General features: G+C 38.3%; 19 protein-coding genes and 2 pseudogenes. 13 read left to right on the top strand and 8 right to left on the bottom strand.

What is annotated here, in order from left to right; genetic code table 11:
* Positions 1 to 129 precede the first annotated feature (129 nt).
* Both AC3A54_RS20150 and hprK read left to right on the top strand, forming a co-directional pair.
* Positions 130 to 288: a hypothetical protein gene (locus AC3A54_RS20150; RefSeq protein WP_487655927.1), complete on the top strand. Its 159-nt coding sequence runs from the start codon at positions 130 to 132 to the stop codon at positions 286 to 288.
* Positions 288 to 990 (top strand): annotated as a pseudogene (hprK, locus tag AC3A54_RS20145) (HPr(Ser) kinase/phosphatase); the annotation flags it as partial. The gene AC3A54_RS20150 and the pseudogene hprK, both read left to right, overlap by 1 nt.
* Before the next feature lie 70 nt (positions 991 to 1,060).
* On the opposite strand, the gene AC3A54_RS20140 reads toward hprK, so the two are convergent.
* The 3 genes and pseudogenes from AC3A54_RS20140 to AC3A54_RS20130 form a co-directional block, all read right to left on the bottom strand.
* Positions 1,061 to 2,581, bottom strand: coding sequence for a glycine betaine uptake BCCT transporter (locus tag AC3A54_RS20140; protein WP_487655926.1), 1,521 nt, complete (start codon positions 2,579 to 2,581; stop codon positions 1,061 to 1,063).
* 49 nt (positions 2,582 to 2,630) lie between these two features.
* Entirely contained in the window at positions 2,631 to 3,296 is a 666-nt protein-coding gene (locus tag AC3A54_RS20135) for a hypothetical protein (protein ID WP_487655925.1), read from the bottom strand.
* 203 nt (positions 3,297 to 3,499) lie between these two features.
* Positions 3,500 to 3,715, bottom strand: a pseudogene (locus AC3A54_RS20130) (phage tail protein); the annotation flags it as partial.
* Between the two features lie 484 nt (positions 3,716 to 4,199).
* Between AC3A54_RS20130 and AC3A54_RS20125 the strand changes: the two are divergent.
* The 8 genes from AC3A54_RS20125 (at position 4,200) to AC3A54_RS20090 (ending at position 11,647) form a co-directional block, all read left to right on the top strand.
* Entirely contained in the window at positions 4,200 to 6,305 is a 2,106-nt protein-coding gene (locus AC3A54_RS20125; protein WP_487655924.1) for a BglG family transcription antiterminator, read from the top strand.
* Between the two features lie 31 nt (positions 6,306 to 6,336).
* Positions 6,337 to 6,774 carry a PTS sugar transporter subunit IIA gene (locus tag AC3A54_RS20120; RefSeq protein ID WP_487655923.1) on the top strand — a complete coding sequence of 146 codons (438 nt, stop codon included), beginning with the start codon at positions 6,337 to 6,339 and terminating at the stop codon, positions 6,772 to 6,774.
* A 2-nt stretch (positions 6,775 to 6,776) separates the two neighbouring features.
* Positions 6,777 to 7,043: a PTS sugar transporter subunit IIB gene (locus AC3A54_RS20115; RefSeq protein WP_487655922.1), complete on the top strand. Its 267-nt coding sequence runs from the start codon at positions 6,777 to 6,779 to the stop codon at positions 7,041 to 7,043.
* Between the two features lie 29 nt (positions 7,044 to 7,072).
* A complete protein-coding gene (gene ulaA, locus AC3A54_RS20110) occupies positions 7,073 to 8,374 on the top strand; it encodes a PTS ascorbate transporter subunit IIC (protein WP_487655921.1) in 1,302 nt (433 codons plus the stop codon).
* Between the two features lie 92 nt (positions 8,375 to 8,466).
* The gene (locus tag AC3A54_RS20105) at positions 8,467 to 9,459 is read left to right on the top strand and encodes a phosphotriesterase family protein (RefSeq protein ID WP_487655920.1); all 993 of its coding nucleotides are present in this window, start codon (positions 8,467 to 8,469) and stop codon (positions 9,457 to 9,459) included.
* Positions 9,460 to 9,472: 13 nt separating this feature from the next.
* Positions 9,473 to 10,213, top strand: coding sequence for a creatininase family protein (locus AC3A54_RS20100; protein WP_487655919.1), 741 nt, complete (start codon positions 9,473 to 9,475; stop codon positions 10,211 to 10,213).
* Complete coding sequence (locus tag AC3A54_RS20095; RefSeq protein ID WP_487655960.1) at positions 10,182 to 10,907, top strand: KDGP aldolase; 726 nt, start codon at positions 10,182 to 10,184, stop codon at positions 10,905 to 10,907. The genes AC3A54_RS20100 and AC3A54_RS20095 overlap by 32 nt, the downstream gene beginning before the upstream one ends.
* A gap of 5 nt (positions 10,908 to 10,912) precedes the next feature.
* Entirely contained in the window at positions 10,913 to 11,647 is a 735-nt protein-coding gene (locus tag AC3A54_RS20090; protein WP_487655918.1) for an SIS domain-containing protein, read from the top strand.
* A 341-nt stretch (positions 11,648 to 11,988) separates the two neighbouring features.
* Here the strand turns inward: AC3A54_RS20090 and AC3A54_RS20085 are convergent, their stop codons facing one another.
* Both AC3A54_RS20085 and AC3A54_RS20080 read right to left on the bottom strand, forming a co-directional pair.
* A complete protein-coding gene (locus AC3A54_RS20085) occupies positions 11,989 to 12,456 on the bottom strand; it encodes a phage tail protein (protein ID WP_487655917.1) in 468 nt (155 codons plus the stop codon).
* 14 nt (positions 12,457 to 12,470) lie between these two features.
* Positions 12,471 to 12,950 (bottom strand): GyrI-like domain-containing protein, encoded by a 480-nt coding sequence (locus AC3A54_RS20080; RefSeq protein ID WP_487655916.1) that lies wholly within the window; start codon positions 12,948 to 12,950, stop codon positions 12,471 to 12,473.
* A gap of 109 nt (positions 12,951 to 13,059) precedes the next feature.
* Between AC3A54_RS20080 and AC3A54_RS20075 the strand changes: the two genes are divergently transcribed.
* Together AC3A54_RS20075 and AC3A54_RS20070 are read left to right on the top strand one after the other, a co-directional pair.
* Positions 13,060 to 14,022, top strand: a complete 963-nt coding sequence (locus AC3A54_RS20075; protein WP_487655915.1) for a helix-turn-helix transcriptional regulator — start codon at positions 13,060 to 13,062, stop codon at positions 14,020 to 14,022.
* A 579-nt stretch (positions 14,023 to 14,601) separates the two neighbouring features.
* Positions 14,602 to 15,750 (top strand): PQQ-dependent sugar dehydrogenase, encoded by a 1,149-nt coding sequence (locus AC3A54_RS20070; protein WP_487655914.1) that lies wholly within the window; start codon positions 14,602 to 14,604, stop codon positions 15,748 to 15,750.
* Positions 15,751 to 15,804: 54 nt separating this feature from the next.
* Here AC3A54_RS20070 and AC3A54_RS20065 read toward each other — a convergent pair whose 3' ends face one another.
* Positions 15,805 to 18,060, bottom strand: a complete 2,256-nt coding sequence (locus AC3A54_RS20065) for an outer membrane protein assembly factor BamB family protein (protein WP_487655913.1) — start codon at positions 18,058 to 18,060, stop codon at positions 15,805 to 15,807.
* A 358-nt stretch (positions 18,061 to 18,418) separates the two neighbouring features.
* Here AC3A54_RS20065 and AC3A54_RS20060 point away from each other — a divergent pair, with 358 nt between their 5' ends.
* A complete protein-coding gene (locus AC3A54_RS20060; protein WP_487655912.1) occupies positions 18,419 to 21,232 on the top strand; it encodes a DEAD/DEAH box helicase in 2,814 nt (937 codons plus the stop codon).
* A gap of 19 nt (positions 21,233 to 21,251) precedes the next feature.
* Here AC3A54_RS20060 and AC3A54_RS20055 read toward each other — a convergent pair whose 3' ends face one another.
* Positions 21,252 to 21,650, bottom strand: coding sequence for a (deoxy)nucleoside triphosphate pyrophosphohydrolase (locus tag AC3A54_RS20055; RefSeq protein WP_487655911.1), 399 nt, complete (start codon positions 21,648 to 21,650; stop codon positions 21,252 to 21,254).
* A 332-nt stretch (positions 21,651 to 21,982) separates the two neighbouring features.
* Entirely contained in the window at positions 21,983 to 23,068 is a 1,086-nt protein-coding gene (locus tag AC3A54_RS20050) for a nitric oxide synthase oxygenase (RefSeq protein WP_487655959.1), read from the bottom strand.
* Positions 23,069 to 23,210 lie beyond the last annotated feature (142 nt).

Raw genomic sequence — 23,210 nt, 5'->3', positions numbered from 1 at the left:
GTAAATTAAACCCCAACTAATTCAAGTGAAATTGTTTTTGCCTAAAGGTACTAACTACTATCACAATAATAACCTGAATAAAATTAGATTAGGCTCCTAAACCTAATTAAGAAAGGAGGTAATGGAGAAATGAAAAAAGACGTTCAAAATAATTTTACAAACAACTCACAATCAGTGAAAAACCAGCTTAATCAACTTGAGTCACAAAATGCTACAAATGAGAAAAATAAAAATGGTAGTACGAATGAGATTAATCCAATCACAACTGACGAAGGACTAAATCAATAAATCGATTGTACATACATCCGCCGTGTTTTATCGTAACGGCGGGGGAAGAAGGACTTACCTATTTGATGCATCATTGTACAGAGCAGGGGATCCCCTTGTTGGTAACCAAACAGCCGGAGACAACTTCAGAGTTTATTCCCCAATTGGATGCGTATTTGATAAAGGAATTAGCACCAGAAATGACGGTACATGGAGTTTGTATGAATGTGTCTGGTATTGGGATCTTACTACGCGGAAGTTCAGGGGTAGGAAAAAGCGAGACGGCTCATACCTTAATTCGTCGTGGACATCGGCTAGTATCGGATGACATTGTTGTCCTAAAGAAACTAAGTTCCCAAACGATTCTGGGTACGCATGATGGGAAATCCAAGGAATTCTTGGCTCTCCGCAGTATTGGATTGTTGAACGTGGTTCGTATATATGGTCGTAAGGCATTTCAAGATGAAACCCGAATTGCTCTTGATATTAATTTAACAAAGTGGGGAAAGGATGCCTTGTATAATGAATTGGAACAGGAATATCAATATACCGAATATGGGTGTTAAAATTCCTTCTATTGAAATCCAATTACAGCCTGGACGTGATGTGTCAGGATTAATTGAGGCAGCAGCAAATAACTGGTATTTAAAACAGCTAGGATATAGCGCCGCAGAAGAATTTATGAGCAGGATTGAGGCCGATATTACGAAATCTGACAATTAAAAAGCTCATTTTTAACACAAAAACCTTCCAGGTCAATGACACAATCAGGAAGGTTTTTTAATAAACACTATTAATGTTGTGTGCTTCTTTTATTGCCTCTTTGTATGTTAACTTCATTTCTTAAGCCTGTTAGCAATGAGTAGCACATGGCGAGCATGATAATGGCAAATGGGAGTGCGGCGGCAATGGAAGCGGTCTGCAATACCTCCAAACCACCGGCGATCAGCAGAACAGCCGATAAAGCAGATTGGATGACACCCCATGTCATTTTTATTTTGTTAGAAGGATTAAGCGTTCCACCTTCACTTAGCATCCCCAATACAAAGGTTGCGGTATCAGCAACAGTTATATAATAAATAGCGACCACAGCAAAACCTAAAATGCTTAATAGGGTGCTTAATGGAAGGTGGTCAAAGAAAATAAATATAGACAAGTTTATATTTTCGGCGATATGTTTTGCCAAATCGCGGTTTCCGGGATCTTGAACAAGTTCAAGTGCTGAACCTCCAAACACGGACATCCAAAGACAGGTTCCAAGTGTGGGAACAATCAATACACCAATCACAAACTCCTTAATTGTCCTCCCTCTTGAAACCCGGGCAATGAACATGCCGACGAATGGCGCCCAGGCAATCCACCAAGCCCAGTAAAACAAGGTCCAGGAAGCAATCCATTTCTCACCCTTTCCAAAAGGGCTTAACCGTAAACTCATTTGTAAAAAGTCACTTAGATACAGTCCTGTTGTATTGAAAAACACTTTAATAACGGTTAACGCTGGACCGACAATCATAATCAGTACAAGGATTGCCACTGAAAAGATGATAGCTGCGTTGGATAAGTACTTTATTCCTCTTTCCAAGCCTGTATTAATGGAAATAATAAAAAGAACTGTTGCGACCACAATGACAATAAGTTGGATAAATAACGTATTAGGAATGCCGAATATGTCATGCATACCTGCAGTGACCTGCATGGCACCTAGCCCCAAAGAGGTGGCAATACCGAAAACTGTTGCAAAGATGGACAAGATATCAATCGTTTTGCCAATCGGCCCGTAAATCCTGTCGCCTAAAATGGGATGGAACGCTGAACTGATAGCTGCAGGAAGCCTTTTATTATATTGAAAAAAGGCAAGGGCTAACCCAATAACCGTGTAGATTGCCCATGGATGCAGGCCCCAATGGAAAAATGTGAATTTCATTGCGGTGTTGGCTGCGTCAACCGTATAACCTTTCCCGTAAGGAGGGGCGGTATAATGGGTTACAGGTTCGGCGACGCTCCAGTAGACAATCCCAACACCCATACCAGCGCCGAACAACATCGCCAGCCAGGAAGCGGTAGAGAAATCCGGCTTATCATTTCGCCTGCCGAGTCGGATATTTCCGTACTTTGAGAATAACAAGTAGATAGAAAAAATAACGAAGAATAGAGTAGTACCGAGATAAACCCAACCAAGGTAATCAATCGATCCATTATAAACGGCGTTGGTGACCTTGGTAAGATTATCTGTAAAAAAAACTCCCCAGAGTATAAAAATGAGGGTCAACAATAAAGAGATAATAAAAACACTATTTTCTTTAAACTTATCCATAGAAACCTCCTGGCACTTAAAGAATACTAAAAATTACGTTTTATTACTGTCAGTTATTAAAGGGATTGTATTGAAATTCCCACTTATCCGTATCCATCAACTCTTCATGGGACACCTCTAAACCGCCTCCAAGATAAATCGTTTGCCCTTTAATCGCAACCACCATGGCTTCGATTAACAAATCACTATCCTTCTTTTTATATATGTCTCCCAACTGTGTGGATAGATCGCCGTATGGATGAGTGATTTGTGGGCCAGCGTCATCGAAGTTTTCTTCAATATTTACCATATCTTTATAATCGATAGGATGACTGTCAGGAGCACGGCCAGGTACCATTAATAAATATTCGGTATGCTTGATCCCATCCAAATCGCTTGTAATGACCCCTTTGTTATCAACCGTTTCAACCACTTCAATTTCATTTAAGGAATAGTGATCCAGGGTATCGGGGGCCGGATTGTTAATTAAAATCAAATCTTCCGCTACAGGCTTTTGATTATTCCTAAGTGTATATACCTTATGATTATAAATAAAGCTGTCATTTTCCCTTGGAATGTATTTTTCCACACTTGCTGCATTGGTTATATGCTGTGTTAAATCCCTCAGCTTCATAAGATGAACGGATAGTTTATACATTGGTTTTACTCCATATACCTTGTGTAACTCATTGTTATAGTAAACAAATTGCCCTTTTCTTACTTGATACAGTTTCACGACTAAATCTCCCTTCAATCCATAGGTGGAGTAAATTTCAAAACAACATGGTATCTGGATGAATCGCATTCTTCTTTAGAATGCCTTTTTTCTAGAAAAACATGAAGTTTGGTTATTGATAGTATTAAAGCTTTTTTATTTGCGAAACAAAACAGCACCCCCAAATTTGATGGAGGTGCTGTTTTGTTATTTGATGGCTTACATTAATATTCTCTTTTAATGACAAAAAACGATCCCCGAATGGTTCCAGCTAGTTTAGACTTCTGCCTAGCAAACTTAAACTTCGCTTCTAACTCCTTTGGTACTTCCATCCCTTCAGAAAGCTTAAAACCAACGGCCCGCTTCGGCTTAGGACCATCAACCGTATACAAGACGTTGACTGAAAGACCATCCTCATAAAAGACGTAGGTCCAATTGATAGGGTGAGAAAGGTAACAGTTAAAGACTTGGTTCAGAACTAAAAACCTCATTTTGATAAGTTACCGTGGACCGTACCATAAGTATGTGAGGTTGTTACCAAAAAAATGAAAAAGGAGAAGTTAATAAAAAGTACTTCTCCTTTTGTTTTTAGAAAGAGTATTATTTGCAACTAATCTCTTAAGTTTTATCTGAAGACATCCACATCTTTGTTCCTTCTCCTAAAATTACATTTATTAAATATTGAGCTGCTTCCCTCTCCTCACTCCAAGAGCCCCAGATTATGTGTACTGGTGTTATAGTTTTTTTAAGTCCAATTTTGCACAAATAAATAAACAAGATTTAGTCCTGTGTTTGCACAAAAAGTGGGGCGTCTTTTGGTCTCCACATTTTTAAAATATGGGTTTATAGTATGAATATGCAATTGCCAATTGATTGAAAATACTTTTTTGCACAAACTAAATGTGCAGGGGAGGTATTAATCTAATGTCATTAGATAAACGAAGTACCGCATTACTTTCATATTTACTTAAAGCAAAAACATATGTGACGGTTCAGGAATTGAGTGAGAAATTTCATATTTCCAGGAGGACCACCTATTACGATATTGGCAAAATCAATGATTGGTTAGAAGAAAATGATTTGCCGCCGGTAAAACATGTTCGCTCAGCAGGTTTCCTTCTTGAAGAAGAATCGGCTGCTCAAGTTCCTAATAAGCTAGGTACATTAAGAACATGGCATTATGAGTATTCCGCTAAGGAGCGTAAAGCTTGGCTTGCCATTTATTTAATGGCACGGGAAATTCCATTGTACCTAGAAAATTTAATGGAGAAAATTCGGGTTAGCCGAAATACAACCATTGAAGATTTAAAAGGATTAAAAGTTGAATTGGAAAAATTTAATTTAACATTGGAATTTGAAAGGAAATCAGGCTACGTGATCCTTGGGGATGAAAATGATAAACGAAAAGCCATTGTGTATTATCTTCAGCATGTTCTGCCTAACGAAAACTGGCAATCGTTTTTATCAAAGATTCCAATGATCTTAAATACAGACTCAAATGCGTTTGCTTTTGAAAAATTGAAAGCGATTCAACAGATTGTTGGAGACAGCGAACAGGAATTAAATATAGAGTTTACCGATGAGTTTGTTTACAGCCTTTCGGTCCGCCTTCTCTTATTTTGCAGACGGGTTTCCCAAGGAAAGAAGATTTCAATCGACCCAATCGAGAAGGATGTTCTACGGGAAACAAAACAGTACAAAGCGGCAAAAAAGATTGGCGAAAGACTTTCTGCGCTCTTTGAAATTGACTTTCCCGAAGATGAAATTCTTTATATTACAAAACATTTATTAAGTTCGAGAGTTCAATTTTCAGAGGATTTACAACCAAATAGTAAGGGAAATGATACAGAAATTCTAGCCAAAGTTGTCACCAAAATGGTTACAGACTTTCAAAAATATGCTTGTGTCTTTTTTAAAGAGCGGCAGGAAATTGAGAAAAGCCTTCTTCTCCATGTCAAACCAGCTTATTACCGGATTCGCTACGGCCTTGAATTTGAAAGTGATATGACCGAGTCCATTAAGGAACAATATCATGACATTTTTCAAATAACCAAGAAGGTCATTTCGCATTTAGAAACAGTTGTTGGAAAAAAAGTGAACGAAAACGAAATCGCCCTCATTACCATGCATTTTGGAGGTTGGATGAGGAAGGTGGGAGCCAAGCCAGCTGTTCGCAAGAAAGCCCTTCTTGTTTGCACAAACGGTGTTGGAACTTCTAGATTACTTTTGCATCAGTTAGAAGGACTATTCTCTACAATCGATTTAATTGGAAGCAGTTCTTTAAGGGAATATGAAAAAAAACAATATGATGTTGATTTTGTTATTTCCACCATTCCACTTGAAGAAAAGAATAGACCTGTCTTTGTTGTTAATCCGATTTTGACAGAGGCGGAAAAAGAAAGTCTATTGAAGAAAGTGAATGTTCACTTTGATCAAGGGACGAAACAAAACTCATCCATTGAGGCATTGATGGAAATTATTCAAAGACATACAGATGTAGTGGATAAAGAAGGACTTCAGCAGGACCTTAAGCAGTATCTTTATAAGCCTGAAAAGGTTGTAAAAGAAATTGGGAAGCCTTCTCTAAGAGATCTTCTTCAATTGAGGCGTATTCAATTGAAAAATGAGGTATCAGATTGGAAGGAAGCCATTCAAGTTGCATCAGAGCCTCTCCTTCAGGAAGGGCTTATTACAGACAAGTACGTTGAAGTGATGATTAGTAATGTCAATAATATGGGTCCTTATATTGTTATTGCACCGAAAGTGGCGATACCGCATGCACGTCCAGAGGATGGGGTCAACAAGCTGAGCATGAGCCTATTAAAACTTTCAAAAACTGTTCCATTTTCAGAAAAAAGCAAGCATGCCATTCAAATTGTGATTGTGTTAGCAGCAGTTGACGGAGAAACCCATTTAAAGGCACTTTCACAATTGTCTAAAATGCTTTCAGATCAAAAAGGTACAAATCAAATATTATTGGCTAACTCTCCTGAAGGAATTTTTGAACTAGTCAATGCCTACTCAATGTAGGAAGAATTTGTTGCAACTGGGGGAATTCAGAATGAAGTTTTTAGAAGAGAATCTTGTGGAATTTGACGTCGAAGCATCCTCACCAGATGAAGCTATCCGAGCAGCAGGTGAACTACTTGTCGAAGGAGGCGTGGTTGAGGAAAGGTATGTAGAGGCAATGGTTCAATCTTACCGTGCGAATGGGCCTTATTTTGTCCTTGCTCCACAAATTGCACTTCCACATGCACGACCAGAGGATGGAGTAAAGGAAGCATCTGTTTCCTTTGTAAGGTTGACTAGACCAGTTATTTTTGGAAACGTTGCCAATGATCCTGTAAGTTTAGTATTTGCCCTGGGTGCCTCTTCAAGCAATGAGCACCTAGAAATTTTGCAAAAATTAATGACACTTTTAAGTAGTCAAGAAAATGTTAAGAAGTTAATGGAAATTACATCTTATTCAGAAATGAAACAACTATTAGGGGGGAATTAATCATGAAAATTTTATGTGTATGTGGATTAGGTCAAGGAACTAGCTTAATTTTACGAATGAATGTGGACACTGTTTTACGTCAAATGGGGATTCAAGCAGATGTGGATAACACAGATGTATCAAGTGCTTCCAGTGAAAGACCTGATTTAATTATTACAAGCAATGAATTATCAGAATCTTTATCTGGCCATTCTTCAAAAATAGTCATTGTAAATAACTACTTTGATTTAAATGAAATTAGACAAGCATTAGAAAGCCAATTTAGCTAAAGAAAATTAACTTTTCGGGGGTGTTAGAAATGAATGTATTAACGTGGCTTGCGACTAATATATTTGGAGTTCCTGCGTTTTTAATAGGAATAATCGTTTTACTAGGTTTACTTTTACAGAAAAAGACAACCAGCCAAACAGTAAGTGGCACATTTAAAGCGATGATTGGATTCTTAATCATTAATGCTGGTGCCGGTATCATTGTTGGTGCATTAAATATTTTCCAACCGATGTGGGCAGAGGTATTTGGACTAAAGGCCGGTAGTTTAGGTAAGTTTTTAGGACAAACGGACTTTAACATAAAATTCGGTTCTGCTGTAACTTTAGCTATGTTTCTTGGATTCTTAATCAACGTATTGCTAGCCCGCTTTACTAAGTTTAAATATATTTATTTAACAGGACATATGATGTTCTGGACTACTTCCATCTTTGCTGGAATTATTGTAAATACAGTTGGGAAAGATAATGTTTCCTTCGTAGGATTGGTTGCTTTCTTGTCTATATTTATGGGACTATATTGGACTTTCCAACCAGCACTTGTTCAGCCATTTATGAGAAAAGTAACTGGCGGAAACGCTATCGCATTAGGTCATACTTCTGCAAGTGTTGCCATCCTTTCAGCGTTACTTGGTAAAGTTTTTGGTAACAAAGAAAATGACTCTGAAAAAATTAAACTACCAAAAGGCCTTGAATTTTTAAGAGATTCCAACGTTATTACTGCCTTAACAATGGGGTTATTATTCATTGTAGGTGCGATCTTTATCACACTAAAGGGTACACCGGAATCTCATGCTTTAATTAAGCAAGCATCTGGACAAAATTTCATTATGTATTCTATTATCCAGTCATTTACATTTGCTGGTGGTATCGCAGTCGTATTACTAGGCGTAAAAATGTTCATCGGTGAAATTGTTCCAGCATTCAACGGTATTGCTACAAGATTAGTACCAGGTGCTATACCGGCACTCGATTGCCCGGTTGTGTTCACATTCGCTCCAAATGCCGTTATTCTTGGTTTCCTAGGTGCATTTTTCGGTGCATTAATTTGGTTAGTAGTTATCGGAAATACTGTATCTTATGTTTTTGTTCCAACAATGATTGTATTGTTCTTCCACGGTGCAACTGCAGGGGTGTTTGGTAACTCCACAGGTGGTGTACGCGGTGCATTAATTGGTGGATTTGTGACTTCTACAATTGTTGCCTGGGGTCAATATATCATGGTTCACTTCTTAATCTCATCTACCATTCCGGATACAGCAATGTGGGCTGCTGATAATGACATGTTTGTACTTGGACCAATCGTGAAATTCCTTGCTCATTTACTTTTTTAAATACAACTAGTTTGAGTAAAGGGCAGGTCATGGCCCTTTACTTATTCTTCGTTTTTTATATCTACTTATACTTAAATTGGAGGAAGATCAACATGAGTTTCATTCGTACATTAAAAGGTGATATTAAACCAGAAGAATTAGGCTTTACTTATTCCCATGAACATATCGTATGCCGTCCTGCCTATTGGGTAGAACGTGGAGTAGACGATCTTTTACTTGATGATAAAGAAAAGTCAAAATTAGATGTACAAGATTTTAAAAACCATGGTGGACGTACAATCGTAGATGCTACTGCGGTTGATTATGGCCGTGACGTACAAGCTGTTAAAGAAATTTCAGATGAACTTGGTATTCATATTGTTGGTACAGCTGGTTTTAATAAAAGCTTCCTTTGGGATGCCAAAGTCAAAGAAGAATTAAAGCCAATTATTGGAGAGTACAATACTTATGCAGATTGGATCGAAGCAGCAAGTATTAATGAATTAACTGACTTTGTTGTTCGTGAAGTGGAAGAAGGATTAGAAGGAACTCCTTTTAAAGCAGGACAGGTGAAGTTTGGAACTGGCTATAATCGCATTACTCCTTTAGAAGAAAAAACATTGCGTGCCGTATCTCGTGCTCATCATGAAACAAAGGCTCCAATGCATTCCCATACAGAAGCAGGAACAATGGGTCTTGAGCAAATTGAACTCTTAAAGAGTGAAGGCGTTGACCTGTCTTATATGAGCTTTGGTCATATGGACCGCAACCCTGATCCATATTATCATGAGCAAGTTGCAAAAACGGGTGCATATTTATGTTTTGATGGAATTGCCAAAATCAAATATGCTCCAGAAAGCACTCGTATTGCTTGTATTTTAGAGCTTGTTAAAAAAGGTTACGAAGATCAAATCCTTGTTAGTGGAGATACTGCAAGAAAAACGTATTACAAACACTATGATTTCGGTTTAGGTTTGGAATATATCATTGCAAAATGGGTTCCACGTTTTATAGACGATGCTAACCGTCAAGGTTTTGATGGAGAGAAATTAATCCGTAAGTTCTTTATTGAAAATCCAGCTAGATGCTTTACATTTAAAAAATAATGGGGGCCTTGGCATGATTTATCAAAGTGAAAATTCCTTTGAAGTAAAAGAGAAAATTGAAACCAGCTTAGTTGCTATTTTACCAATTGGAGCCGTGGAGGCACATGGCCCCCATCTCCCACTTGGAACTGATAACTTTTTAGCAGAAAGACTATCTGAACGTGTAGCTGAAAAAACAGGAGCTTTTGTTCTTCCAACCTTGCCATATGGACAAGTTTGGAGTTTGAAGAACTTCCCAGGAAGCATCAATATCAGCAATGAATCGTTAATTAGCTTTATTTATGACATTGGTGTTAGCCTGTATGAACAAGGATTCCGTGTATTTGCTATGATTAATGGCCATTTAGGAAATGCGGTTGCTATGAAAGAAGCAGCACGTAAGCTTTATGCTCTATATCCTGATTTTCGAATTCTATATCTTTTTTACCCAGGCGTGAAAAAGATAACAGATGAAGTAAGAGAGGAAAAATCAGCACATACAAGTTATTTCCATGCTTGTGAAATAGAAACGTCTTACATGCTTTATTTAGCAGAAGAGTATGTGGATATGTCAAAAGCTCTTGCTGAAGATCCACAAATTCCAATGAGTGCAGATGTAACCCCAACCCCATGGGAAGAGTTTACTTCAACGGCTGTGTTAGGCAATGCAACACTTGCTACAAAGGAAAAAGGGGAAAAAATTATAGAAGTAGCCATTAAAAATATGATTAAACTGATTGAAGGTGCTAAAGATGGACTTAAGAAAGTTGAATAAATTAGATAACTTTTTACTTTTTAATTTTTTAGCAAAAGATAAACAAAATGCCGAAGAAATTATCGAAGCCGGAAAAGGTTATGTAGTGCCTGGTATCGTATCTTCTGATTTTACTAGAATTGAAGATGGCATTAAAAAGGTAGAAGAATTAAAGGAAGTAGCTCCTGTTGTCAGTATTGGATTAGGAGATAACGGAAATCCAGCCAATTGGGATAAGGTTTTAGGTATTGCAGCGGGATCAAACCCTGGACATATCAACCAGCCATTTGAAAAAACAAGTTACTCCAGAGGTTATTTGAAAGCAAAAGGCCTTGAGCAGGCAGTAAACGGCCTTGTTTCTCCTGCTGGTAAAGTAGGATATGTGAAACTATCAGGCGTTGAAATAAAAGTTGAAGATTTAGTTGATCTGGCTCTTTCAATGGGAGTGGAATCGATTAAATTTATGCCGTTAAAAGGGTTAACCCATTTAGAAGAGCTAGTCTACTTATGCAAAGTTGCTGCTGAAAAAGGAATTGTTTCAGTCGAGCCTGCAGGCGGAATTTCTGCCGATAATATTGTTGAAATTGTGAATGCAGTAAGAGGGACAGGAATTCCTGTATTTATGCCGCATATTTTTGGTTCTACCATTGACAAAGAAACCGGAAGAACCATCCCTGAAGAAGTAGCGAAAATAATCCGTTTGGTAAGGGGATGAGAAACATGTTAACGCAATACTTTGAAAAGGCAAAAGAGAAGCTTGAACTTGTTGAAAAAAATGAGATAAGTAACCTGAGAGAAGCGGCTGGAAAAGTGGCAGAATCCATCCAAAATGGCGGTATTATTCAGCTTTTCGGCTGTGGTCACTCTCATATTTTGACTGAAGAAGTATGCTACCGCGCTGGCGGACTTGTCCCGATTAACCCTATTTTATATGAGCCATTAATGCTACATGAAGGAGCCCTTCGCTCCTCACAGTTAGAACGCCAAAATGGCTTAGCAGCGGAGTTTATGAAGGATCAAGACATTCGAAATGAGGATGTTATGTTTGTCATCTCCACTTCCGGTCGAAACCCAGTTCCAGTCGATGTAGCGCAAGGAGCAAAGGCAAAAGGTGCTTTTGTAATCGGTATTACCTCATTGGAATATTCACAGAGCCAGCCATCTAGGCATGTAAGCGGCAAACATCTATATGATTCTGTTGATTTAGTGATTGATAACTACTCAGCAAAAGGGGATGCAGCCCTTTCCTATGAAAAGGTAAGTGTCCCATTTGGTCCAACTTCGACCGTAGTTGGGGCAGTCATCATCAATGCCATCCTTGCTGAAGCTGTAAAAATTATGGCTGACAATGGCTTTGAGCCTCCAGTCTTCCTAAGTGGAAATATCGATGGAGCAGACGAGCATAACCAGCAACTGGTAGAAAAATACCGTGGAAGAATTGCATTGTTGAAATAATGGGTTCGATTTTTAAATCACTATTCGTTAATTGTTTAAGGCAAAATCCTTGATTTTAAATAAAAAAAGTAATGCCTGAATCTATATAAGGGGACTTGTCTCTAAGGGATTCAGGCATTTTTTAAATCGCTTTACTGGAAATGCTGTTTAATAATTATCAATCTGCTATCATGAATAATTATCTGTCATTTCAAGTGTCCCAAATTAAAACTACAAGTAATTAACCTCATTTAATAATGTCACGGTGAACCGTATCATGAGTAAATAATGTTTTTACGAAAAAACAACAGCACCCCCTAATTTAATGGAGAGGTGCTGCTTTGCTATTTGAATGGTTTACTTTAATATTCTCCTTTAATAACAAAATACGATCCCCGAATAGTTCCCGCTAGTTTAGACTTCTGCCTAGCAAACTTAAACTTCCCTTCTAGCTCCTTAGGTACTTCCATCCCCTCAGAAAGCTTAAAGCCAACAGCCCGCTTCGGCTTAGGGCCGTCAATTGTATACAAGACGTTGACTGAAAGACCATCCTCATAAAAGACGTAGGTCCAATTAATATTTTCCACTTGAAAACGCGCCGTTTCTAAAGGTTTGGCCGCAAACTCAATATCCCGTTCCTCTTTCAAAATTCGATTCACATAATCAAGGGTATCCTGACTTTCGCTAGCTGGAACAACCGTAAATTCATGCTTGTATTTGTTCATAAAGTATCGGGCTTCATTAGCACGTAAACCAGCAAGCGCTTCTGCTACAGGTGAAGACTCTAAACCAACCGTAGACACATTTTTAAAATCAACGATATAGGACAATTCCATCGCTCCTTTTATTTCCTAACAACAGGAATCCACATTTCACCAAATACTAAACCGTTTCGTTGCCCCATTATAACCGCTGTATTTGGCCCGCCAACATAGGCAAAATTCTTTGCTTCTGGCAGGACTTGGCCAAAGGCAATGCCAGTAACCATATTACTCAAATCTTCAGCTGTTTCTGCTTCCCCTTTTACAACTAGGTATTCTCCTTTAGGAAATTGGATCATTCTGGTTGCTTCGGGTAATGTTGCCTCTGTCATGACGCCAGCATAATGCATCATTTTGTTATTCACCGCTTCATTCACGACAAAAATGTAGTCATTTGTGGCTACGGCTTTTAACTTATCAAGCGTACCATCTTCTTTGACGGCCGACCAAAAGTCTGCCTTTTCCTTGTTAATACCAGCATAGTCAGTGTAGTGGCTCTTAAGCTCTGTTCCAATACCTAAAACGGTGAAGCTGTCTTTTTCTTCTAGGGTATAATCTGCCATATTCAAAACCTTCCTCTTTTTAAAATGAATCAAATGATTGTTTTTTCATCTGATGAGATTATAATAGTCTTTAATCATGTCAAAAAATGATACTGTTTAGGAGATCCCGATGAAAAAAGTTGAACGGATTAATACCATTATGCGGTATATCAACAACCGCGCCAACTTTACCATTTCTGAAATCATGCAACAATTTAATATCTCTCGTTCGACAGCTATACGAGATATCAGAGAAATTGAAGCCATGGGGATGCCACTTGTCGCGGAGGTTGGAAGAGATGGGGGTTATTTTGTCATGAACAACTCTGTCCTTCCAACAGTCCGCTTTACCGATAATGAGATTAAAGCTCTTTTTATTGCCTTTATGGCCACAAGAAATCAACAACTCCCTTATCTAAAGAGTCGTCAGTCTTTAACTGAAAAATTACTAGGCCTCATCTCTGAAAATCAGCAAGAGGACCTTGTTCACTTAAATCAAGTCTTGCTTTTTGAAGGGACCAACCCCAATAATCCCGACCTACTTGAACTGTCAGACCTACCCCATCCTATGTTAGAAAAACTCATCCAAATCCTTCTTTTGGATAGCTATATATTGATTACTATCAAAGAAGAGAAGGTAATAAAGTCTTATCCCATTTATCTCTTGCACCTTTATCATGAAAAAGGCATTTGGCTGATTGAAGGCTTTGTCTTAAAGGATGAAAAGAGGAGGATTTTCCCTGTCGACAATCTCACTGATGTCAAACCATACTCTACGAAAAATAGATTAAGTAAGAAAAAGATTTTAGAAAATCTAAGTAAGCAAGAAGAAGAGATTAATCTTGTCCTTGAACTTGGCCCAAAGGCGATTGCCCAGTTCAAAAAATACCATCCTTTAAAAATTTCAATTTCCTATACGAATCCTTACCAAACCACAGCCATTCTAAAGACTTTTATCAATGTTACTAATCCTGAAGAATTAAGCGAAATAACCAATTGGCTGCTTTTCCTAGGTGGGGATATCAAAGTCAAGGAAGTGCCCGTAGAACTTTTAGATTGTTTACAAGAGAGATTATCCTTATTCTTCCCATAGGAAGTGCTAGTTAAAACACCTTGAGTATCTTGTAACAATCATGGCTTGGTAAAGCGATGATTGTTACAGCTTGGGTCAAATAACATTCGGCAATAAAAGTCAAAAGGCCGACTTTTCTTGCCAAAGAACAATTGCCTGTCGGGGCTGATCAAGGCATTTGCGCTTTTCTTAAAATTAGGAAAGTATATAATCTTAACCTACCAGAGTCTTTGATATTGAGGCATTTTATGTCCCAATCCTATTGAAAAGATGCGTGACCGGTAAATAGAGGGAGGTTCTAATGCCCGAGGTAAGAGAAAAAGTGCGTGACCGGTAAATAGAAGAAGGTTTTAATGCCCGTGGCAAGTTCGACTGGCTACTATAGGATACGCTATGTGCGACTAGGTCTCTGTCGGCAATCCGCTAGCAACTTTCGGATGTACTCTAAACAAAAAAGGATCGGGCGGGTTTTGCTCGGTTCTTTTTATTTGGCTTGAGCTACAATGTCCTCCTACTAAAAATTAAAAATTATAAAAGTTTAAATAGTCTGAAGTGTGATTAAACTGTTAGAGAATATGAATTTATTTTTGAGGTGGTATTTTGAAAAGAATAATAGGTTTTAGTGTCCTGGGGGTTGTTTTGGTAGCCGGACTTGGTTTGGCTGTGTTTTGGGAGAAGCAAGATAAGGGGAATGATGGTGGGAACAAACAGGGTTCCTTTCAGCAGGATGCAAATGAGGTAATGAAAAAGGCAGTAGAGGTAACACTTTCGGATGATGGCAGTGTGAATGCAAGTCATTTGTCTATTCCGTGGACGATTAACAAGAGCAACAGTCTGTTTTTCCTGAGTCAACGGGAAGGCTCCGTTATTCAAATTGACGGGAATCTTGGTATGGTAGAAGTGCAGAAGGTAAAGGTTTCAGAGGATATTGTCAATGAAGGGGAAGGCGGTTTTCTTGGATTTACTTTAGCACCTGATTTTGCTAAGACAAAGAAAGCATTTGCTTATCACACCTATCAGAAAGACGGCAAGACCCTAAATCGAATTATTTCACTCAAACTTGAAGATAACACCTGGAAGGAAGATAAAGTCCTTTTAGATGAGATACCTGGAGGTACGGTTAGTAACGGCGGCCGGCTAAAAATTGGTCCGGATGGGATGTTATATGCCACTACAGGTGATGTCGGCATAAAGGAAAACGCCCAGAATCTTGATAGTTTAGCGGGTAAAATTTTAAGAATGAAGCTAAACGGCGATATTCCGACGGATAATCCATTTGAAAATTCGTATATTTACTCCTATGGACATCGAAATCCTCAGGGATTAGCCTGGGATGGGGACGGCAACCTTTATAGTTCAGAGCATGGGGAGTCAGGCCATGATGAAATTAATCTAATTCAAGCTGGGAAAAACTATGGCTGGCCTGTGGTTCAAGGAGATGAAGGTGCAAAAGGCATGATGAAGCCGATTCTTCAATCCGGAGATAAAACCTGGGCGCCGTCAGGTATGGCTTTTAAGGATGGAAAACTTTTTGTTGCTTCTTTAGCTGGGAAGCAAATCTTTACTTATGATCTAGCCAGTAAGAACTTTCAGGAGTTCTTCGGAAATGCAGGAAGATTAAGGGATGTATTGGTCGATAATAATGAGTTGTACACAATTACCAGTAACCGGGATAACCGTGGAAATCCAACAGACAAGGATGATCAGTTAATCCATCTTTCTTTAACAGAAAAGGCTTCAACTAACTAAAAAGGTAATCGTCCGATTAATAGGACGATTACCTTTTCTTTTTCAAGCTCGTTATCAACCGCCGCCAAGGCTCTTTACATAATCTGCAACGGCCTGTATTTCTTCCTTAGACAACGTATCTTTAAATGGAGGCATTTGACCTTTTCCATTTTCTACCTGCTTGATGATGGCAGCCTGATCCATTTTCGTGTTTGTTAAGTTTGGACCATTATGTCCACCTGCACCACCTGCACCGTGGCATGCCATGCAATTGTTTTTATATACCGTTTCGCCTGCTGCCGTGCTGGTTTTTTCTTTTTTGGTTTTATTATTGGTTGCCTGTTTCTTTTCTTCTGCTGCACCTTGTTTTACAGGGGATATATTGATTTTATTCTTAGGAATATCCTTTACAGATCCATATTTGCCCTCTAATGAGAAGGTGTAGATTTTATCCCCATGTTTGGATCCAGCCAGTGTATTTCCGGCGGCGAAGATGGAGATATACTGCTTTCCATCGATTTCATAGGTGATTGGAGGGGCATTCGCACCTGCATCCATTTTAAAATCCCATAATTGATTTCCGTTGACTGCATCGTAGGCAATAATTCTTCCATCATTGTGACCGGTAAATACCAGGTTACCTTTTGTGGTTAAGAGACCGCTGTAAGCGATGGCATCCCAATTCTTTTGCCAAACAATTTTATTCGTTTTAATATCAAGTGCGGTCACAGTGCCGCGGCTAGGGGAGTTTTCCACCGGCTGCCATACACTGCCGATATACTCTTTCCCTTGTTCAAACCTCGCCTTTTCTTCTTCCCCGTAATGCGCATAGGCAAAATAATTGTCATTTCCTAATACGTAAAAATACTCTGTGTTTGGGTTGTAAGCCGAGGGCGGCCAGTTTGCCCCACCTTGAGGTGATGGTTTAAGGGTAACCGGCTTATCCCAAAAAGGTGTAAATATACTTCCAATTGTCCCCTTAAAATCTTTTGGTAGATCGCGTTTAACATCTTCTTCTGTAACCTTTTGTGGTACAAATGCATCTCCAATAGGAACGGGCTGTGTTGGAGAAGTTTTTTGGTCTGTATTTTGTGGAACGGGCTTTTCCTCAATGCCGATGAGCGGCTTGCCGTTAGTCCGATCCAAAAGATAAAGCCATCCTGTTTTCCCGGCTTGGGCAATTCCTTTTCTCATTTGGCCATTCATTTTCACATCATATAGAACGACAGGATTGGCCGGATCCAAATCCCAAATATCATGATGTACTTCTTGGAAGTGCCATTTGTATTCTCCTGTATTGGCATCAAGTGCAAGAATTGAGTTGGCGAATAAATTATCTCCTTCCCTCTTGCTGCCATCCAGGTCTGGCGAGGTATTCCCGGTTGAAAAATAAATGAATCCAAGTTCCGGGTCAATGGCCGGAGTCTGCCAAACTGGTGCTCCACCTGTAAGCCAATTTCTGCTGCCCTTTGGCCAGGTTTCACTTCCTTTTGCACCTGGAGCTGGCAGTGTATAGGTTCTCCAAATTTGTCTGCCGAGTTCTGAATCATAAGCGGCGACATACCCTCTAATGCCATACTCGCCGCCGGCGATTCCTGTGTAGACTTTTCCATCATAATAGAGTGGGGCACTGGTAATGGTATAACCTTTTTCCCAATTATCCACTCTAGTTTCCCATACTACCTTACCGGTTTTTTGATCTAAAGCAACCAGCCTGGCATCTAATAATCCGACAAAGACTTTACCGTCTCCTAACGCTACACCACGACTTGTCCACCCGCAGCAGACGGTATTCAGCCCATTCGTGAGTTCGGGTCTATATTCCCAAATCATTTTACCGGTTTTTGCATCGAGGGCCTGGACTTGATTCGCCCCCGTGATGGTGAACATGACCCCATCATAGACAAGTGGGGTCGCCTCACCAGAATATTTAAACTCAAAACCTGAACCTAGGCTGGTAACCCATTCTACTTTTAAGTTCTTAACATTTGAGGCAGTGATTTGGTTAAGGGGTGAGTACATGCTATTATGGATATCTCCACCATGCGTTGCCCAATTTCCTGCTGGTGGCTTGGCTAGCTCATTTGGTGCAAACTTCGGTGCAATCTTCCTTTTATAATCCATATGCTGATAGGAATGATAGTTAGTGTTAGCCAATTGCTCCTTCGTTTTATTTTCAGTGGCCCCCTGCTTACTGTCCTCGCCCTTGTCTGCTTTTTTTACTTCAGACTTCGCCTCATCGTTTCTATTCTTCTCAGCCTTGTGTGTAGTGGTACAACCTGCAATTAGCAAAAGGAATAATAAAATAATAATCCAACCAGACTTCTTCATCTATTCACACTCCTTTCAATCTTTTTACAGTAATTTGCCCGTATATAAGAAGTTTTTATTCATTTAGATTGGCTGCAGGGAAATTTTTAGATAGGGGCATAACAACTATTAAAGATTTTTCTATTGAAGGAATGTTTATTCTTTTTACAGAAGTAATTAAGTTAGCATAAGAGTGAAAATGAAATTATATTCCGTTCCTAACAAATGATCGAAATTTTTATATAAATAAGGCAGATAATCTACTAAATAAAGAAAATAGAGGATCTTTTTATTTACCCTGAGATAATGTACAATTTTTTTATATCCAATAAATAACAATATCAAGATCGATATTAGTTTTATAGTCAGGAGCAATCCAATGGAAGCGGTAGAAAAGAAACTAATCGTTAATTCCGACAAAGGGAATCTATTAAGAGAACTAGTAAAATCAATGAGTGAGTGTGAACGGTTTTACTTTAGTGTTGCCTTTATTAATTTTAGTGGGCTGCAGCTTCTACTTGATCCTTTGAAGGAAGCTGAAAAGAAGGGGACTAAAGGGAAAATTATCACTTCCACTTATCTCAATTTTACAGATGCAAAAGCATTAGAAAAAATAAGAGAATTTAATAATGTTGATTTAAAGGTTTTTGTTACTGATAAAGAAATTGGTTTTCATACAAAAGCATACATATTTGAGTACAAAGATTGCTACAAGGTGATTATTGGTTCATCGAATATCACTCAAAGCGCATTGAAAAGCAATATTGAGTGGAATGTTGAAATTATCACGAAAGAGAACGGCAAGTTTATCCAGGATGTATTAAAGGAATATGATTATCTGTGGCATATGAGTGAGGATGCAGATCCTGATTTTATTAGTAGATACGAAGAATTCCTAAAAAGTTTTAAAAGTACGCAAATTACCCACCAAATGATTTATGAGAATAAACAATACATCGTTCCAAATAGAATGCAAAAGCGTGCTACAGAGAATTTAGATCGTCTCAGAAGCTTTGGGGAGAAAAAAGCACTAGTGATTGCTGCAACCGGAACAGGTAAGACGTATATGTCTGCGTTTGATGTGAAGAACGTGAAACCGAAGAAGCTTCTATTCATTGTGCACAGGGAAGAGATTTTGAAAAAAGCTAAGGATACGTTTGAAATTCTCTTACCAAATGATGGTCTTTCTTTTGGACTACTCACAGGTAACCATAAGCAAAAACATGTAGATTACGTGTTTGCTACCATCCAAACGATTTCTAAATGCTTTCATGAATTTGAAAAAGATGAGTTTGAATATCTGATTATCGATGAAGCCCATCATGCGACAAGCCCAACCTATCAAACTGTATTAAATTACTTTGAACCAAAGTTTACTTTAGGTATGACGGCTACTCCAGAACGTAGTGACGGGTATAATGTTTTTGACCTTTTCGATAATAATGTGGCTTTAGAAGTACGGTTACATGAGGCGTTAGAAGATGAGTTGGTTATTCCATTCCATTACTTCGGGATTACAGATATAGAAGGTATTGATTTAAGTGATGTGGATATAGATGATATTGGTGAGATCACAAAACGATTAAAGGTTAATGAGCGGGTCGATTTTATTATTGAAAAAATGGACTTCTATGGATATGACGGTGAGAAAAGAAAAGGCCTTGGTTTCTGTGTGAGTATTGAGCATGCACAGTATATGGCAAGTGAATTCAATAAAAGAGGATATAAGAGTGTTTGCTTATATGGAGCTGATTCACCAGAAAAACGGGAATTATATATTAATCGATTAGAGAGTGACCATGACGAGTTAGAGTTTATTTTCACAGTAGATATTTTTAATGAAGGTGTCGATATTCCTTCTATTAATACTGTACTAATGTTAAGACCAACCAACTCTCCAATTGTGTTTATTCAACAGCTCGGTCGGGGATTACGTAAGCATGCGAATAAAAGTTTTTTAACGGTCCTTGATTTTATCGGTAACCATAATAAAACCTTTCTTATTGCATTGGCGCTTAACGGAAGTCGTTATTATGATAAAGAAAGTTTAAAGGTTGCGATTGCAACCGGCTTTGCGAATATTCCTGGATGTACCCATATCCAAATGGATAAGATCTCACAGGAAAGAATCTTGGCCCAGATCGATAATGAAAACTTCAACTCAATGAAGTATCTGAAAGAAGAATACTTTGAGTTTAAAAAGCTCAATCAGGGGCGAATTCCATATTTATTATTAGATTATCTGAAGTATGATGGAGCGCCTGATCCAGTTAAATTCATAGATCGTGAAAAAACCTATCTATCTTTTATGGCTAAAGTGGAGAAGGATGACTATTTGAAGGGACTTTTACAGAACGAAGCATTCGAGTCGACCTTAAAAGAGTTATCCAGTAAACTTCCAATCAAAAGGATTTATGAGTTTGTTATCATTCGATATTTATTAGATCATGAAGAAATTAATCTTGAAATTGCAAAGCGCCAAATTTTAAAGATGATCAATGAAGTAGATGATGATAGTGTGTTTCATGCCTTTGAATGTTTAAATCAAAACTATTATGATAGTGGCCAGCTAAAGAATAAACCAAAATTATTTAATTATACAGATGGAAAACTGACTAAGACCCCAATTTTTATAGAACAATTGAAAAATCAGGACTATCGGAAATATATTGAGGATATCATCACCTATGGTATTTTCCGTTACGAAAAAGAATTTAAGTCAGAATACTACGGTGTCCCACATTTTAAACTTTATGAACAATATCCAATGATGGACGCAGCCTTACTTTCCAACTATCGAAAGATCCATAGTTCCTTTAGAGGTTCAGGGCTGCTTGCAAATGGAAAGGAATACTTTCTATTTATAGATTTGCATAAGGAAGAGGATGTAAAGGAAAGTATTAACTACAAAGATAAATTTATTAATGAACGGTACTTCCAGTGGCAATCACAAAATAGTACTACCCAAAGCTCTGAAAGAGGACAAAACATCATTCATAATAAGAAGCGTGGAGTTAATCTTCATTTATTTGTGAGGAAGTACAGGGATATAGATGGGAAGAACGAGCCTTTTATTTATATTGGCAAAGGAGATACAGTCCAATACGAGGGCGAGAAACCTATTACTGTCAAAATCATGTTAGAGCATGAAATACCAGCCACATTATATACTGAGTTTACTAAAAAAGTGTAGTCTTCTCATTGCGAGAAGACTATTTTTCGTTTATTAATTTTTCGACTGCAGGTATGTCCGCCGGGGCCCACTTCAGTGAGTTTAGATTTTCTCTTTTTAGCCAAATAAGTTTGGAGTGTTCACTTGGAGTTGGCGTTCCTTCAATAACTTTACATTTAATCGAAATCAAATTGATTATAAATGTTTCATATTCGTGGGTGTTATCGTTGAATACTTCGTTGTTAGTAGCAATCTTACAATCCAATTCTTCAGAAATCTCTCTTATAAGAGCTGAATAGATATCCTCATTAGCTTCTACTTTTCCACCTGGAAACTCCCACATGTTTGGAATAGCCATCTCTGGGGATCTAAGTGCACAAAGGATTTCGTTTTGTTCATTTTCAATGATTGCTGCGACTACTTTTACGAGCTTTTTCAAGGTCAGCCTCCTAAGAAGTAATTTACTAGTCATTATAATAACACTTTTATTAAATAGATAGTATGCATGGGGTAGGAAAACTAATCAACGTTTAATTGAAAAATTGGAACCTCTGGTGGAGAGGGTAAAAAACTAATCAAACGTTTGATTAAAAAGTTGGAACCTCTGGTACGTAGGGTGAAAAACTAATCAAACGTTTGATAAAAAAACGCTGGAGCCCTTGGTACGTAAGGGTTAAAAAAACTAATCAAACGTTTGATTAATTTGCGTCCGAAAAATAAGCAACCTTAAATTAGCCAATCATTAAGGCTGTTTAAGGTTGCTTTTATTAATCATTCATAAGGTTTGGGCTGATAGAAATAGTTAGGTTTTACAATCTCATTATTATAATGACCATGGAAAATATGGGTGGCAGCAGGTGCTAAAGGTGGAATGAGCCAAGCCCAGTCCCCGGTGACATTTCGACCGTTTTCCATTTCTTTTTCCTCGAATAGCTTAAACTGTTGCGCAGCGGTGTGATGGTCTACTATGCTAACTCCAACCTCCTTATAAGAATGTAAGACAGCGGTGTTTAACTCTAATAGTGCCCGGTCCTTCCACAATGTGATGTTACTCTTAATATCTAGTCCCATTAACGAACCAATTTGAGGCAGCAGGTTATACCGGAACTCATCAGCTAAGTTTCGTGCACCTATCTCCGTGCCCATGTACCATCCGTTAAAGGGAGCAGAGGTATAAGTGATCCCTCCGATTTCAAGGCTCATATCAGAAATCATTGGGACTGCATACCATTTTATTTGTAAGTCCTCGAACCACTCGTATTGCGGATGACGAATCGGAACTTCTAGTAGTAGGTGTTCAGGTATTTCAAATAGTTGTGGAGTGTGATCGTTCACTTGAATGACTAAGGGTAGGACATCAAATTTTCCATATTTCGGTTCCCACCCTAGGTTCAGACAAGTCTCTGTAAAGTCTATGGAACCCGGGTCACCAATAACTCCTTGTTCGGTCTTATAACCTGCGTATCGAATTAATTGGTGATTCCAAATGCGAATCTTTTTATTTGGGAGTGCTTGTGGAAAGATCGTAATGGTTGGTCGAATACGACCTTCATTCGTTGCGTATTCCATATGCTCAAATAGGGCATCCCGTATTTCTACTTCTGTATGTAAATTTCTCTTATCGATGACGGTTAAATGATTCCAAAATAATCTACCTATACAACGGTTACTATTGCGCCAAGCCACTTTTGCTCCGTATTCTAGTTCTTCTGTGGTGTGTTCATAAAATCCATTGCTTTGTATCTGTTGAGTGACTTCATTTATCCGATTATCTAAGTCTTGGGCTGATTTATTTGTTTCTTTATAAAAAGAACAAATAAATTCCTTTGCTTCCGTAAGTAAATCCTTGTTCAAGATGAATCCTCCTATGATGATAATTTCCTAATCATATCATAATGTCTTTCCTTAGGTGCGAACAGTTACTATTAAAAAAAACTAAACAAACGTTTGATTGAAACGCTGAAACCCTTGGTGCGTAAGGGCTGGAAAACTAATTAAA

The sequence above is a fragment of the Neobacillus sp. Soil_C_43 genome, from assembly GCF_057656715.1.
The sequence above is the reverse complement of the archived record's forward strand: the minus strand, read 5'-3'. Positions and strand labels throughout refer to the sequence as shown.

Coding starts and splice junctions, on each gene's coding strand:
- AC3A54_RS20125 (WP_487655924.1), top strand. CDS start 4,200: ATGTCATTAGATAAACGAAGTACCGCATTACTTTCATATTTACTTAAA.
- AC3A54_RS20105 (WP_487655920.1), top strand. CDS start 8,467: ATGAGTTTCATTCGTACATTAAAAGGTGATATTAAACCAGAAGAATTA.
- AC3A54_RS20090 (WP_487655918.1), top strand. CDS start 10,913: ATGTTAACGCAATACTTTGAAAAGGCAAAAGAGAAGCTTGAACTTGTT.
- AC3A54_RS20075 (WP_487655915.1), top strand. CDS start 13,060: ATGAAAAAAGTTGAACGGATTAATACCATTATGCGGTATATCAACAAC.
- AC3A54_RS20080 (WP_487655916.1), bottom strand. CDS start 12,950: ATGGCAGATTATACCCTAGAAGAAAAAGACAGCTTCACCGTTTTAGGT.
- AC3A54_RS20100 (WP_487655919.1), top strand. CDS start 9,473: ATGATTTATCAAAGTGAAAATTCCTTTGAAGTAAAAGAGAAAATTGAA.
- AC3A54_RS20060 (WP_487655912.1), top strand. CDS start 18,419: ATGGAAGCGGTAGAAAAGAAACTAATCGTTAATTCCGACAAAGGGAAT.
- ulaA (WP_487655921.1), top strand. CDS start 7,073: ATGAATGTATTAACGTGGCTTGCGACTAATATATTTGGAGTTCCTGCG.
- AC3A54_RS20120 (WP_487655923.1), top strand. CDS start 6,337: ATGAAGTTTTTAGAAGAGAATCTTGTGGAATTTGACGTCGAAGCATCC.
- AC3A54_RS20115 (WP_487655922.1), top strand. CDS start 6,777: ATGAAAATTTTATGTGTATGTGGATTAGGTCAAGGAACTAGCTTAATT.
- AC3A54_RS20150 (WP_487655927.1), top strand. CDS start 130: ATGAAAAAAGACGTTCAAAATAATTTTACAAACAACTCACAATCAGTG.
- AC3A54_RS20140 (WP_487655926.1), bottom strand. CDS start 2,581: ATGGATAAGTTTAAAGAAAATAGTGTTTTTATTATCTCTTTATTGTTG.
- AC3A54_RS20065 (WP_487655913.1), bottom strand. CDS start 18,060: ATGAAGAAGTCTGGTTGGATTATTATTTTATTATTCCTTTTGCTAATT.